Origin of the sequence: Rhodoferax mekongensis, assembly GCF_032191775.1 — a bacterium.
Lineage (GTDB): Bacteria > Pseudomonadota > Gammaproteobacteria > Burkholderiales > Burkholderiaceae_C > Allorhodoferax > Allorhodoferax mekongensis.
Genome location: NZ_CP132507.1, coordinates 3,575,657 through 3,589,897 on the forward strand (window position 1 = coordinate 3,575,657; position 14,241 = coordinate 3,589,897).

Genomic DNA, 14,241 nt, shown 5'->3' on the forward strand with positions numbered 1-14,241 from the left:
CCCGAATCCACCAAGGCCTGCCATGAGCTACCCCACCCCTTACCGCCCTTTTCCCAACCAGTTCAAGAAAGACCTTCTGGCCGGCAAACGCCTGATCGGCTGCTGGGCCTCCCTGGCCAGCGCCATCAGCACCGAAGTGCTGGGTGTGGCCGGGTTTGACTGGATCCTGCTGGACGGCGAACACTCGCCCAACGATGTCATCACTTTTGTGCCTCAACTCATGGCGCTCAAGGACAGTGTGAGTGCACCCTTCGTGCGTCCCACCAGCAACAACGCCATCGAGATCAAGCGTCTGCTGGATGCCGGCTTTTATAACTTCTTGGTGCCCTTTGTCGAGACCGCCGAAGAAGCCCGCCAGGCCGTGGCCGCCACACGCTACCCGCCTGAGGGCATGCGGGGTGTGTCCGTCGCGCAGCGAAGCAACCGTTACGGCACAGTGGCCAATTACTTTCAGGAAGCCAACCAGCACATGTGTGTGGCGGTTCAAATTGAGAGCCGGCAAGCCGTGACGGCCACTGCTGAGATTGCCGCCGTACCCGGTGTGGATTGCATTTTTGTAGGTCCGTCTGACCTGGCTGCTGGCTATGGGCACCTGGGCAACGCCAACCATCCGGAGGTGCAAGAAGCCATTGCCAGCGTGTTTGCCCAGGCCAAAGCCCAGGGTAAGCCCACCGGCATCCTCGCTCCGGTGGAAGCTGACGCGCGCCGCTACATGGAAATGGGCGCGACCTTTGTAGCGGTAGGCAGCGACTTGGGGTTGTTCCGCAACGCTACGCAGGCTTTGCGGGACCGCTACCTCGGCTAGTTTTTATCCGGACAACGAGCCTGGGCGGCAGAGCGTTCTGCTCCATGTCCCCCGCCCTTCGGGCTCCTCCTTGACTTACGCAGAACACTCTGCCGCCCACTCTCCTTAACTACTTGTCTTTAACACTATGACTACTCTCGGATTCATCGGCCTTGGCATCATGGGCAACCCTATGGCAGGCCACCTGCTGGCTGCGGGCCACACCGTCTACCTGAACACCAAGGGCGATGTGCCCGAAGCCCTGGTGCAAGCCGGCGGCAAACCTTGCGCAAGCGCCAAAGAGGTGGCGCAAAAGGCTGACATCATCTTCCTGATGTTGCCAGACACCCCCGATGTGGAGCTGGTGCTGTTCGGCGCGAACGGCGTGGCAGAGGGTTTGAGCGCGGGCAAGACCGTGGTGGACATGAGCTCCATCTCGCCGATGGACACCAAAGTATTCGCACAAAAAGTCAATACGCTGGGTTGCCAGTATCTCGACGCACCGGTATCCGGCGGAGAGGTCGGGGCCAAAGCCGCCAGTCTGACCATCATGGTAGGCGGTGAGCAAGCCACGTTTGACGCCGTGCTGCCTTTGTTGCAACTCATGGGCAAAAACATCACGTTGGTGGGTGGCAACGGCGACGGCCAGACCACCAAGGTGGCCAACCAGATCATCGTGGCGCTCAACATCGCTGCCGTGGGCGAAGCCCTGCTGTTTGCGAGCAAAGCCGGTGCGGACCCCGCCAAAGTGCGCCAGGCACTGATGGGTGGTTTTGCCGCTTCGCGCATTCTGGAAGTGCATGGCGAGCGCATGGTCAAGCGCACCTTCAACCCCGGCTTCCGTATCAGCCTGCACCAGAAGGACCTGAACCTGGCCCTCAGTGGCGCCAAAGCCATGGGCTTGGCGTTGCCCCAAACCGCCGGCGCTGCACAGCTGATGCAAGTTTGTGCCGCCAACGACATGGCCGGCCTCGACCATTCCGCCTTGGTGCGCGCCCTGGAGATCATGGGTGCCCACGAAGTCGCCAAAGGCTGACGCGATGATGCCGCGCACGCCATGGCGATGCTTTGCGATCGCCTGCCTGTTGCTGGTGGGGGCCACCGGCCATGCGCAAACCAAATTGCGTGCGTGGAATATTCACCCTGACGGCTACCCGGTCACCGAGGCCATGAAACGTTTTGCCAGCTTGGTGGCGCAAGGCACCCAGGGACGGTATCAGGTTGAGATTTTTTCCAACGCCACCTTGGGCGACCAGCCCAAGGCGGTGCAAATGCTCAAGTCCGGCGAAATTGACCTGGCCGAATTCAGTTCCGGCCCCTTGTCGGATGCCGCACCGGGTCTCAAGGCGCTGAACCTGCCTTTTTTGTTTACCGATTCCGCCCACATGTTCAAACATCTGGACGGCAAGCTGGGTGAACGCTTCGCCGCCAAACTGCAGGCAGCCGGTTTTGTGGTGCTGGGCTGGTACGACGGCGGAGGCCGCTCGTTCTACTGTGTGAACCGCCCGCTCAACAGTTTCAAGGACCTCGCCGGTGCACGGATCCGGGTGCAGCAATCCGAGGTGTATCTGGAGATGGTGAAGCTGCTGGACGCAACACCCGTAGCGCTACCCTTCAAAGAAGTGATGGGGGCGCTCGAAAAAGGCGACGTGGACTGCGCTGAGAACAACATGCCCTCCTTCGAATCGACCGGGCACTACAAGGTGGCCAAGTCGGTCTACGTGACCAACCACGTCATCTCGCCCGAAGCCTTGGTGGTGTCCACCAAGCTGTGGGCCAGCCTGAGTGCTGCCGACAAAACGGCCTTCAGCAAGGCCGGAGCGGAATCAGCTGCACTCATGCGCGAACTGTGGAACAAGCGCGTGGCCTCTGCGATTGAGACGGCCTCCAAACAGGGCGTGCAATTTGTGCGGCTCAAGGATCCGGCGCCCATGGTTCGTCGCATGTCCCCCCTGTACGGCAAGTACATGAACGATCCGAGCACTCGCGAAGAGCTGCTGAGCATCATCAGCAATTGAGAGCAGCGGGGCGTTAGGATGACAGGCAGTTCACTTGTCCGCCGTACTTGCGGCACCACGCCATGCTCCACTTTGACACCGCACTGACCTTTTTCGCAGCCTCTGTGCTGCTCGCCCTTTCGCCCGGACCCGACAACGTGTTCGTATTGCTGCATTCAGCGGTGCATGGGCGCAAGGCCGGCTTGCTGGTGGTGCTGGGTTTGTGCAGTGGTCTGCTGTTTCACACCGCAGCCGTGGCACTGGGTCTGGCGGCCGTGTTCGCAGCATCGGCAACCGCGTTCACGGCTCTGAAGTTGTTGGGTGCGGGCTATCTGCTGTACCTCGCCTGGGGTGCGTGGCATGCGCCAGTGGGCATTGCAGACACAGCAACTGAAAGCGAGATGTCACCCCTGCAGACTTACCTGCGCGGTGTCATAATGAACATTACCAACCCCAAAGTGGCCATTTTCTTTTTGGCCTTTTTGCCGCAATTTGCAGATCCGACCCAAGGCTCCATGGCACTGCAAATCGTGCAACTGGGCGCCGTGTTCATGCTCGCGGCGCTTTTAACTTTCAGCGCGGTGGCCTGGTTTGCAGCCGGATTCGGACAGGTCTTCAAACAATCGCATACCGCCCAACGCGTGCTGAACCGGGTCGCCAGCGTCGTGTTTGTGGGCCTGGCGCTGCGTCTGGCGACGGCGCAACGCTAAATAAGCAGGGGGCAGAACATTCCACCCCCAGCAGATCCGGACAACCCCATTACTCGGTCTTTGCGCCTGCCTCAAACCAGCGCTTGATCACGTCGCGCTCCGTGTCGGTGATGTTGGTGGCGTTGTTCATGGGCATGATTTTGCTCACCACCACTTGCTGGTAGATCGCTTGGGCGTGGCTGGCCACAGCCTCGGGGCTGTCCAGCCGCACGTTCTTCATTTGCACGGCAGCGCCGTGGCACATGTAGCAACGCTGCTCCAGCACGGGCTTTATCTCTTGATAGCCGATTGTGCTGCTGGCGCCCGTGGATTGTGCGGGAGCAGCTCCTGAATTCATAGCAGAAGTTTGCGGCGCAGGTTTCAACCACACCAGCATGCCGATGATGGCCAGCACGCCCACTGCCGCGTAGGGCCAGGGGTGGGCATTGCGACCGAGCTTGTAGCCATGCCGCAGCACAAAAAACTGGCGAATGGCGGCGCCCGCAGCCATCATCACGATCAGCACCAGCCAGTTGTGCGGGTGACTGTAGGTAAAGCTGTAATGGTTGCTCAACATGGCAAACAACACCGGCAAGGTGAAATAGGTGTTGTGCACGCTACGCTGCTTGCCGCGCTTGCCGTGGATGGGGTCCACCGGCTCACCTGCTTTCATGCTCGCAATCATCTTGCGCTGGCCAGGGATGATCCAGAAGAACACGTTGGCACTCATGGCAGTGGCCATCATGGCGCCTACCAGCAGGAAGGCCGCCCGGCCAGCGAACCAGTGGCAGGCCAGAAAAGAGGCCACGCACACCAAGATCGCCACCAAAACGCCAACGATGGCATCGCCGTTCTTGCGCTGGCCAAAGATCCTGCAGATCGCGTCATAGGCCAGCCAGAACACGACGAGGAATGACAGGGCTACCGCAATGGCTGCATGCGGGTGCCACGCCATGACCGACTTGTCGATCAGGTAAGTGCCCGCGCTCCACAGGTAGGAGATGGTGAACAGCGAAAAGCCGGTAAGCCAAGTGCTGTAACTCTCCCAGTAAAACCAGTGCAAATTCCCCGGCAGTTTGGGGGGCGCGCCGGCAAATTTAACGGGGTGGTAGAAACCGCCTCCGTGCACTGCCCACAACTCGCCGCTGACGCCCTGCTTTTTCAGGTCTTCATCTTCCGGCGGGGTCAGGCTGCTGTCGAGAAACACAAAGTAAAACGACGATCCGATCCACGCAATGGCGGTGATGACGTGCACCCAACGCAGCAATAGGTTCGCCCAGTCCAGTACATAGCTTTCCATCCGGAGTTCTCCTCAATAGTCCAATCAACCGGCAGCGCCAGGGGCCGGGATGGGCACCGTGTCGTCCGTTACTTGCAAGAGTTGGGCCGCCACCGCGACCGCAATGATTTCAGGCCGTTTGTCCTTGACCACCGGCACACCGATAGGGCAGGTGACATGCGCCAGCTCACCTGCAGTAAAGCCACGCTCGGCCAAGCGACGGCTGAAAGTTGCCCATTTGGTATGGCTGCCGATCAGCCCTACGTAGGGCAGATCCCCCCGGGTCCGTTGGCGGGTCAAACAGGCCGCCACGATGTCCAGGTCTTCCGCATGGCTGAAACTCATGATCAGTACACGGGCGCCCCGCGGCAAATCAGCGACCGCTGCTTGCACCGGATCGGAGTGCTCACAGCGCACATTCGCAGGTAAAGACTCTGGAAATACGCCGTCCCGGCTGTCCACCCACGTCACGTCAAAAGGCAGACGTTCCATGACCTGCACCAAGGCCTGACCCACATGTCCACCCCCGAACAAGCCCAAGGGCCAGTGCCGGGGGGCCAAGCGCATCTGCAAAGCAGGCGCATCGCCCACCTGCACCAGCTCAAAGCGCAGATGCACCTCACCACCGCAGCACTGCCCCAGACTGGGGCCCAAGGCAAAACGCCGCTCCGTTGCGGGGGTATCCCGACCCGCTTGATGAGAGGCAAGCATCTCTCCGGCCAGCGCCAGGGCGTCCAGCTCCAGACGACCGCCCCCTATGGTTCCCACGAAGCCGTCCGCTGACACCGCAAGCCAGGCACCGGCATCCCGGGGCACAGAGCCGCGGGTTGCCAACACGGTGACCAGCACCGCAGGCCCCTGTTCCAGGGCATTCAAGAGATCTCGAAGGCTGCTCACAAACGGATACCTTTTCTGTACCGGAGCCCGACAGGAACCGCATAATTTGCGGCACAGTACACCGGCGCGAAAAAACAAGGAGACACGCCATGGCCATCCCTGCCACCGCATCCGTTGCCACCCGTTGGAGCAACACCCGCCTGCCTTTCAGCTTGGCGCTGCTGGCCGCCATCAGCGCCTGCAGCGTCAACAAACCTGCGCCGCAACCCGCTCCGGCGCCCGTGGTCGTGGCGCCCCCCGTGGCTCCGCCCCCGGTAGCCGCCAAGCCCGAGCCACAGCCCGCGCTCCTGTCCCAGGCAGCTACCCCGAGGGACTACCGCCGTGACGCGGCCAACCACCTGTATGCCAAAAACTCCAACCGCATCTACAGCGGGAAAATGCCCCCACTGCTCTACGCAGTCGGTGTCTTGCAGGTGGATATTGACCGCATGGGCCAGGTGACCGACATACGCTGGATGCGTGCGCCCAGCCACGCCCCGGAAGTCATGGCCGACATCGAACGCTCGGTGCGCGCGGCTGCCCCCTACCCCGCGCCGGTGCGCATGGGCCGTGTCACCTACACGGACACCTGGCTCTGGCACAAGAGCGGACGTTTTCAATTGGATACCTTGACCGAAGGCCAGATGTAGCCTGTCAAGAACCGCGGTAGGTGGAGTAGCTCCACGGGCTGACCAGCAAAGGCACGTGGTAATGCTGGTCGGTGTGGGCCACACCGAAATCCAGCGCCACGCGGTTCAAAAAGGTCGGCTCCGGCAGGGTCACGCCGCGGGCTTTGAAATAGCCGGCCACATCAAACACCAGCCTGTAGGTGCCTTTTTCCAGGCTTGCGTTGTCATACAGCGGGCCGTCCGGGTTGCGGCCGTCGGCATTCAGCACAAAGCTTTTCACCAGCGTTGCTGCCTCGCCCTGCGTGGTGTAAAGCGACACCGACATGCCCGCTGCTGGGGTGCCGTGCATGGTGTCCAGTACGTGCGTGCTCAAGCCCATGGCGCATCCTTGTCGATTGAAAATGCAAAGTGTATACACTTTTACGCAATCTCGGTATCATGACCTGATGGAAACCACAACGACCGGTTTCATCGTGGAGGCCATCACCGCCGCCATCGTGGACCACCAGCTCACCCCCGGCGCCAAACTGGCCGAGCAAAAGCTTGCGGACCAGTTTGGCGTATCTCGCACGCTGATCAGGCAGGCTTTGTTCCAGCTCTCGCGCAACCGCCTGATCCGCATGGAGCCTGCACGCGGGGCTTTTGTGGCAGCCCCCTCAGTGGCCGAGGCGAGACAGGTGTTTGCGGTACGCCGCATGCTGGAGGCCGGCATGGTCCGTGCATTCATCGCAGCCGCCAACCCCGAACACATTGATGCCCTGCGCCAGCACATTGCCGAAGAACAAAACGCCGTCCATGGAGGCACCATCAGCAACCGAACCGAGTTGCTGGGCGACTTCCATGTGCGCATGGCCCAGTTGCTGGGCAATGAAGTGCTGGCATTGATGCTGATGGATTTGCTCTCACGATGCTCCCTGATCACCCTGATGTACCAATCGAGCGCCTCGGCGGCCCATTCGCACGAGGAGCATGCTGCTCTGGTGGATGCTCTGGAAGCCCGCAATGAAACTTTGGCCCTGCGTTTGATGGACGAGCACCTTCAACACGTAGAAGCCGGCCTGACTTTGCCCCCCGACGAATCGACATGAATCACACCTACGACACCACCCAAGCCTACCCCCGCGATCTCATGGGGTATGGCGAACACGTGCCCCACGCGCAGTGGCCCGGACAAGCCCGCGTGGCTGTGCAGTTCGTCCTCAACTACGAAGAAGGTGGCGAGAACAGCGTGCTGCACGGTGATGCGGGCTCTGAACAATTCCTCTCAGAAATGTTCAACCCGGCCAGCTACCCTGACCGCCACATCAGCATGGAGGGCATTTACGAATACGGCTCACGTGCGGGTGTATGGCGCATCCTGCGCGAGTTCGAAAAACGTGGCTTGCCGCTGACGGTGTTCGGTGTCGGTATGGCACTGGAGCGCTACCCGGAGCTGACCCGACGCCTGGTGGAGCTGGGCCACGAGATTGCCTGCCACGGCCATCGCTGGATCCACTACCAGAACATGGACGAAGCGCAGGAGCGCGAACACATGCAGCTGGGCATGGCCGCCATCGAAAAGCTCACCGGTGAAAGACCGTTGGGCTGGTACACCGGCCGCGACAGCCCGCGCACCCGACGCCTGGTGGCCGACTACGGCGGCTTTGAATACGACAGTGATTACTACGGCGACGACCTGCCCTTCTGGATGAAGGTGCAAAAAACCGACGGCAGCGTGGTGCCCCAACTCATCGTGCCCTATACCCTGGACTGCAATGACATGCGCTTCGCCCTGCCCCAGGGCTACTCGCACGCAGACCCTTTCTTCCAGTACATGAAAGACACCTTCGACGCGCTCTACGCCGAAGGCGACCCAGATGGCCTGAACGCCCCGAAGATGATGAGCATCGGCATGCACTGCCGCCTGCTGGGCCGCCCGGGCCGCATCACCGCATTGCAGCGCTTTCTGGACCACATCACTCAGCACAAAAACGTGTGGGTGGCACGACGCATCGACATTGCGCGGCACTGGAAAGCCACGCATCCCTATCAAGGCTGAGTGATGAGCACACTGACTCTGGAACAACTCAACACCCTGCCATTGGCAGAAGCTGCAGAGCGGCTGGACGGCTTGTACGAGCACTCTCCGTGGATTGTGGAAACGGCTTTGCAGCAGCGGCCCTTTGTGTCACTCGCAGCCTTCAAATACCGCATGGTGCAAGTGGTGGCCGCGGCAGGGCGCGAGCCCCAGCTCGCGCTCTTGCGGGCCCACCCCGAGCTGGCCGGCAAGGCCATGGTGGACAACAGCCTCACCGCCGAGAGCAGCAACGAGCAAAGCAAGGCCGGCCTGACGCACTGCACGCCCGCCGAGTTTGACAAGATTCAGCGCCTGAATGCGGAGTACAACGCGCGCTTCGGTTTCCCCTTCATCCTTGCAGTACGCGGCCCGCGCGGCACGGGCCTGTCCAAAGCGGAGATCATCGCCACGCTGGAGCGCCGCGTGCAAGGTCACCCGGACTTTGAACTGGCCGAGTGCCTGCGCAATGTGCACCGCATTGCCGAAATCCGGCTGAACGACAAGTTTGGCTACACCCCGACCCAAGGCCATCAGGTGTGGGACTGGCAAGAGGCGCTGGCCCAACACACTGACGCAGGCTATGTGGGGACCGGCCAACTTACCGTGACCTACCTCACGGATGCGCACTTGGCCTGCGCCCGCCAGATCCAAGCCGATATGCTGGCTGCCGGCTGCGACAGCGCCACCATCGATGCGGTGGGCAATGTGGTGGGGCGCTATGAAAGTGATAGCTACCCGCGCACATCCGACGAGCGCCAGAGCCCTATTTCATCCAAAACCCTACTCACCGGCAGTCACTATGACACCGTGCGCAACGGTGGCAAGTACGACGGCCGCTTGGGCATTTACGTGCCCCTGGCCTGCGTGCAAGCGCTCAAAGCGGAAGGCAAGCGCTTGCCCTACGCGCTGGAAGTGGTGGCCTTTGCCGAAGAGGAAGGCCAGCGCTACAAAGCCACCTTTCTGGGCTCGGGCGCACTCACCGGCGACTTTGACCCCGCTTGGCTGGACCAGACAGATGCCGACGGCATCAGCATGCGCGACGCCATGGCGAAAGCGGGGTTGGACGTGAATGCGATTGGCGCCATCCGCCGCAACCCTGCCGATTACCAAGGCTTTGTGGAGGTCCATATCGAACAAGGCCCGGTGCTCAACGCGCTGGACATTCCACTGGGCGTGGTCACCTCCATCAACGCCAGCGTGCGCTATGTAGGCGAGATCACCGGCATGGCCAGCCACGCAGGCACCACGCCCATGGGCCAGCGGCGCGACGCCGCTGCTGCGGTGGCCGAGCTGATCTTGCTGGTCGAACACTGCGCCGCTCAAGATGGTGACTCGGTAGGCACCGTGGGTCAGCTGCAAGTGCCCAATGGCTCCATCAATGTGGTGCCCGGGCGTTGCACCTTCTCGCTGGATTTGCGCGCTCCGTCGGATGCGCAGCGCGATGCACTGGAGGCCAAAATACTCACCGGCCTGCGCCTGATCTGCGAGCGGCGTGGTCTGCACCACAGCCTCACCCGCACCATGCAAGCCAGCGCGGCGCCCAGCGCGTCCGCATGGCAGCAGCGTTGGGAAGCCGCAGTCACCGCCCTGGGCGTACCCCTGCACCGCATGCCCAGCGGCGCCGGGCACGACGCCATGAAGCTGCATACCATCCTGCCGCAAGCCATGCTGTTTGTGCGCGGCCTGAACTCCGGCATCAGCCACAACCCGCTGGAATCCACCACCAGCGACGACATGCAACTCGCCGTCGATGCTTTCCGCCATCTGCTGCACCAACTGGCCCACGCGGCCTGAATGTTTGCCCCGCCATGACCACCCCTTACGAACAACTCGACGCCTGGATTGACGCGCACTTTGACGAGCAAGTGCGCTTTCTGCAAGAACTGGTGCGCGTGCCCACCGACACCCCGCCCGGCAACAACGCCCCGCACGCAGACCGCACCGCCGAGCTGCTGGCCGCCATGGGCCTGCAGGCCGAAAAACACAGCGTGCCCGCCAGCGAAGTGCAGGCCGCCGGCATGCAAAGCGTCACTAATCTGGTGGTGCGTCGCCAGTACGGGCAAAGCGCCGCAGACGGCGCGGGCCGCTGCGGCATCACCATCGGCCTGAATGCCCACGGCGACGTGGTGCCCCCCGGCGAAGGCTGGACGCATGACCCCTACGGCGGTGAGATTGCCGACGGCAACATGTACGGCCGCGCCACTGCGGTGAGCAAGAGCGACTTTTCCAGCTACACCTTTGCGGTGCGCGCCCTCGAATCGCTGGGACTGCCGCTGGAGGGCGGTGTGGAACTGCTGTTTACCTACGACGAAGAATTCGGTGGCGAACTCGGCCCCGGCTGGTTGTTGGAAAAGGGCCTCACCAAACCCGACCTGCTGCTGGCGGCGGGCTTTTCTTACCAGGTCATCACCGCACACAACGGCTGTCTGCAAATGGAGGTGACCGTGCACGGCAAGATGGCGCACGCCGCCATTCCCGAAAGTGGTGTGGACGCCCTGCAAGGCGCGGTGCACATCCTGAACGCGCTGTACGCCCAGAACACGCTGTACAAGCAAGTCACCTCCGAGGTGGACGGTATCAATCACCCCTACCTGAACGTGGGCCGCATCGAAGGCGGTACCAACACCAATGTGGTTCCCGGCAAAGTGGTCTTCAAGCTGGACCGCCGCATGATCCCCGAGGAGAACCCCATGGAGGTAGAAGCCTCTATCCGCAAAGTGATTGCAGATGCCGCATCCCAGGTGCCCGGCATCTCGGTAGACATCAAACGCCTGCTGCTGGCCAATTCCATGCGCCCGCTGGCGGGCAACAAGCCATTGGTGGATGCGCTGCAAAAACATGGCGAAACCTTGTTTGGCGAACCCATCCCCGCCATGGGCACCCCGCTCTATACCGATATGCGTCTGTTCTCTGAGCGCGGCATTCCCGGCGTCATCTACGGCGCAGGTCCCCGCACCGTGCTGGAATCGCACGCCAAGCGGGCGGATGAGCGCGTGAGCCTGGACGACCTGCGCAAAGCCACCAAGGTGGTAGCGCGAACACTGTTGGACTTGTTGCAGGCCCACTGAGACGCGTTGTTTTCCCGGGACGAGGGTTTCCCCGCTGAGGGCTTGAAAATTTTGTATACAAAATTTGTATACAGTTTTTAAACCCGTAGACCAGTCTAAGCCTCAAGGCTGAGACGCCCTCATCTGGAGAATGCGCTATGTCACAGATCGTCCACCCGGTGGATGAAGTCCTGCCCGCAGGCAAACTTTCGGCCTTGGGCCTTCAACATGTACTGGTGATGTACGCGGGTGCCGTCGCGGTGCCCCTGATCGTGGGTCGCGCGCTCAAGCTCAGCCCCGAGCAAGTGGCCATGCTGATATCTGCCGACCTGTTTTGCTGCGGCATCGTGACTTTGATCCAATCACTGGGGGCTACGCAGTGGTTCGGTATCAAGCTGCCGGTGATGATGGGCGTTACGTTCGCATCCGTGGCTCCCATGGTCGCCATGGCCAATAGCAACCCCGGCCCCCAAGGTGCTGGTTTGATATTTGGAGCCATCATTGGCGCCGGGATGGTGTCCATCCTGATTGCGCCGGTGATCAGCCGCATGCTGCGCTTTTTCCCGCCGGTGGTCACGGGCACCATCATTGCCGTGATCGGCATCAGCCTGATGCGTGTAGGCATCAACTGGATTTTCGGCAACCCTTTCGGCCCCACCGCTCCCAGCATTCCGAACCCGGAACATCTGGCGTGGCTGGATGCAGCAAAACAAGCTGCCGGTGCCGGCGCCATCCCTCCGGTACCTGCCGGCCTCAATCTGGTGGGGACGGTGCCCAACCCCCAGTATGCGCAGCTCCCGCACATCGGCATTGCCGCCATCGTGCTGGTTTCCATTCTGTTGATTGCCAAATATGCCAAAGGGTTTGTGGCCAACATCTCCGTGTTGCTCGGCATCATCGTGGGGGGAGTGGTCGCCACTGCCGCCGGCCTGATGGACTTTGGCCGCGTGGCCAAGGCCGGCTGGTTTGATCTGGTGCTGCCCTTTGAAATTGCAACACCGGTGTTCGACCCGATCCTGATATTGACCATGACACTGGTGATGATTGTGGTGATGATCGAGTCCACCGGCATGTTCCTCGCCTTGGGGGACATGACATCCAAAAAAGTCGATCAAAAGATGTTGAAAGCCGGTCTTCGCACCGATGGTTTGGGCACCCTGATCGGTGGCATTTTCAATACCTTCCCCTACACCAGCTTCTCGCAAAACGTAGGCTTGGTGGGCGTCACTGGCGTGAAGAGCCGCTTTGTCTGTGTGGCTGGCGGGGTAATTTTGATTCTGCTGGGCCTGGTGCCCAAAATGGCGGCCCTTGTAGAGTCCTTGCCCACCTTTGTACTGGGTGGCGCAGGTCTGGTGATGTTCGGCATGGTCGCGGCCACAGGCATTCGCATCCTGGCGTCTGTGGACTATCAAAAAAACCGCAACAACTTGTTTATCGTGGCCATCTCGATCGGTTTCGGAATGATCCCCCTGATTGCGCCGAAATTCCTGCAATGGATGCCGCACAACATCCACCCCCTGATCGAGTCCGGAATCCTGCTGGCCTCGGTCAGTGCGGTACTCCTGAACGTCTACTTCAATGGCACCCGGCAGGATGACGCTGCGGCGATCCATGCGGCCAAGCAAGCCGATTCCCATTGAAGCAACCCGCTGCAAAACAAACACAGGGCCCTCAAGGGCCCTTTTCCTGTCAACACCCCTGCAACGAGCATTCCGCTCGGCGTTAAAGGGTATTTACTGCCCCGCGTGCCCATGGAGCGCAAGAGAATGAAGTCAGCAACTTTGTATACACGCCCCAAATTTGGGCATCTTTCTTGCTTGAACCGGTTCATCCAACACTTTCCAGGAGCTCCCATGAAAAAACGACAGTTTCTCCACGCGATCGCATTGACCGCCGCTACCTTGGCCGCCGGTTCGGCTATGGCCCAAAGTACACCGATCAAGTTCCAACTGGACTGGCGTTTTGAAGGACCTGCGGCCCTGTTTCTGACACCTGCTGCCAAGGGCTACTTCAAGGATGCCAAGCTAGACGTGACCATCGACGCGGGCAACGGCTCCGGCGGCACGGTCACCCGTGTGGCCTCCGGCGCTTACGACATGGGTTTTGCTGACCTGGCAGCGCTGATGGAGTTCCACGCCAACAACCCCGACGCGCCCAACAAGCCCGTGGCGGTGATGATGGTCTACAACGACACGCCCGCCTCGGTGATGGCGCTCAAGAAGTCCGGCATCAAGACTCCGGCCGACCTGAACGGCAAGAAGCTGGGCGCACCCGTGTTTGACGCCGGCCGCCGCGCCTTCCCCATCTTTGCCAAAGCCAACAACATCAGTGGTGTGCAGTGGACCGCTATGGACCCTCCCCTGCGTGAAACCATGCTGGCCCGTGGCGACATCGACGCCATCACCGGCTTCACTTTCACCTCAGTGCTCAACTTGGAGGCGCGTGGCGTCAAGGCCGAGGACATCGTAGTCCTGCCCTACCCTGATTTCGGTGTGAAGCTCTATGGCAACGCAATCATTGCTTCGCCCAAGATGATCAAAGAGAACCCGGCTGCAATCAAAGCTTTCTTGGTTGCGTTTGCCAAGGGCATGAAAGACGTGATCGGCAACCCCGCAGCTGCTGTAGGGGATGTGAAGGCCCGCGACGGCATCATCAACGCCGAGCTGGAAACTCGCCGCCTGAAGATGGCGATCGACTCCGCCATCAACAGTGCTAACGCCCGTGCGGAAGGCTTCGGCCAGGTCAACGGCCCACGCCTGTCGCTGATGGCATCGCAAGTGTCGGACGCCTTCAACACCAAAACCCGTGTGAACCCCGATGTGGTGTGGAACGGCAGCTTCCTGCCCTCCAAGGCCGAGCTGAGCGTACTGCCCAAGAAGTAAGC

Annotated in this window: 14 protein-coding genes; 11 read left to right on the forward strand and 3 right to left on the reverse strand. The window is 61.1% G+C overall.

The features are described from left to right. The first annotated feature begins 22 nt into the window (after positions 1-22). The 4 genes from garL (at position 23) to RAN89_RS17065 (ending at position 3,491) form a co-directional block, all read left to right on the forward strand. Positions 23-805 carry a 2-dehydro-3-deoxyglucarate aldolase gene (gene garL / locus RAN89_RS17050; RefSeq protein WP_313867413.1) on the forward strand — a complete coding sequence of 261 codons (783 nt, stop codon included), beginning with the start codon at positions 23-25 and terminating at the stop codon, positions 803-805. A gap of 127 nt (positions 806-932) precedes the next feature. Beyond that, positions 933-1,820, forward strand: a complete 888-nt coding sequence (locus tag RAN89_RS17055; protein ID WP_313867414.1) for a 2-hydroxy-3-oxopropionate reductase — start codon at positions 933-935, stop codon at positions 1,818-1,820. A gap of 7 nt (positions 1,821-1,827) precedes the next feature. Further along, entirely contained in the window at positions 1,828-2,802 is a 975-nt protein-coding gene (locus RAN89_RS17060; RefSeq protein ID WP_428984508.1) for a TRAP transporter substrate-binding protein, read from the forward strand. Between the two features lie 62 nt (positions 2,803-2,864). Beyond that, a complete protein-coding gene (locus RAN89_RS17065; RefSeq protein ID WP_313867416.1) occupies positions 2,865-3,491 on the forward strand; it encodes a LysE family translocator in 627 nt (208 codons plus the stop codon). Positions 3,492-3,540: 49 nt separating this feature from the next. On the opposite strand, the gene RAN89_RS17070 is transcribed toward RAN89_RS17065, so the two are convergent. Beyond that, a complete protein-coding gene (locus RAN89_RS17070) occupies positions 3,541-4,770 on the reverse strand; it encodes a urate hydroxylase PuuD (protein ID WP_313867417.1) in 1,230 nt (409 codons plus the stop codon). Between the two features lie 24 nt (positions 4,771-4,794). Continuing rightward, positions 4,795-5,646, reverse strand: a complete 852-nt coding sequence (xdhC, locus tag RAN89_RS17075; RefSeq protein WP_313867418.1) for a xanthine dehydrogenase accessory protein XdhC — start codon at positions 5,644-5,646, stop codon at positions 4,795-4,797. An 89-nt stretch (positions 5,647-5,735) separates the two neighbouring features. Between xdhC and RAN89_RS17080 the strand changes: the two genes are divergently transcribed. Then, the gene (locus tag RAN89_RS17080) at positions 5,736-6,275 is read left to right on the forward strand and encodes a hypothetical protein (protein ID WP_313867419.1); all 540 of its coding nucleotides are present in this window, start codon (positions 5,736-5,738) and stop codon (positions 6,273-6,275) included. Between the two features lie 4 nt (positions 6,276-6,279). On the opposite strand, the gene uraH is transcribed toward RAN89_RS17080, so the two are convergent. Continuing rightward, a complete protein-coding gene (gene uraH / locus RAN89_RS17085) occupies positions 6,280-6,633 on the reverse strand; it encodes a hydroxyisourate hydrolase (RefSeq protein ID WP_313867420.1) in 354 nt (117 codons plus the stop codon). 67 nt (positions 6,634-6,700) lie between these two features. On the opposite strand from uraH, the gene RAN89_RS17090 reads away from it, so the two are divergent. The 6 genes from RAN89_RS17090 to RAN89_RS17115 all read left to right on the forward strand — a co-directional run bounded on the left by RAN89_RS17090 (position 6,701) and on the right by RAN89_RS17115 (position 14,239). Beyond that, positions 6,701-7,342, forward strand: a complete 642-nt coding sequence (locus tag RAN89_RS17090) for a GntR family transcriptional regulator (RefSeq protein WP_313867421.1) — start codon at positions 6,701-6,703, stop codon at positions 7,340-7,342. Continuing rightward, the gene (puuE, locus tag RAN89_RS17095) at positions 7,339-8,292 is read left to right on the forward strand and encodes an allantoinase PuuE (protein ID WP_313867422.1); all 954 of its coding nucleotides are present in this window, start codon (positions 7,339-7,341) and stop codon (positions 8,290-8,292) included. Before RAN89_RS17090 ends, puuE begins: the two co-directional genes overlap by 4 nt. A 3-nt stretch (positions 8,293-8,295) precedes the next feature. Continuing rightward, positions 8,296-10,104 (forward strand): 2-oxo-4-hydroxy-4-carboxy-5-ureidoimidazoline decarboxylase, encoded by a 1,809-nt coding sequence (gene uraD / locus RAN89_RS17100; protein WP_313867423.1) that lies wholly within the window; start codon positions 8,296-8,298, stop codon positions 10,102-10,104. Positions 10,105-10,118: 14 nt separating this feature from the next. Further along, positions 10,119-11,378 (forward strand): M20 family metallopeptidase, encoded by a 1,260-nt coding sequence (locus RAN89_RS17105; protein ID WP_313867424.1) that lies wholly within the window; start codon positions 10,119-10,121, stop codon positions 11,376-11,378. A gap of 137 nt (positions 11,379-11,515) precedes the next feature. Then, positions 11,516-12,997 (forward strand): nucleobase:cation symporter-2 family protein, encoded by a 1,482-nt coding sequence (locus RAN89_RS17110; RefSeq protein WP_313867425.1) that lies wholly within the window; start codon positions 11,516-11,518, stop codon positions 12,995-12,997. 213 nt (positions 12,998-13,210) lie between these two features. Next, positions 13,211-14,239, forward strand: a complete 1,029-nt coding sequence (locus RAN89_RS17115) for an ABC transporter substrate-binding protein (protein ID WP_313867426.1) — start codon at positions 13,211-13,213, stop codon at positions 14,237-14,239. The last annotated feature ends 2 nt before the right edge of the window (positions 14,240-14,241 follow it).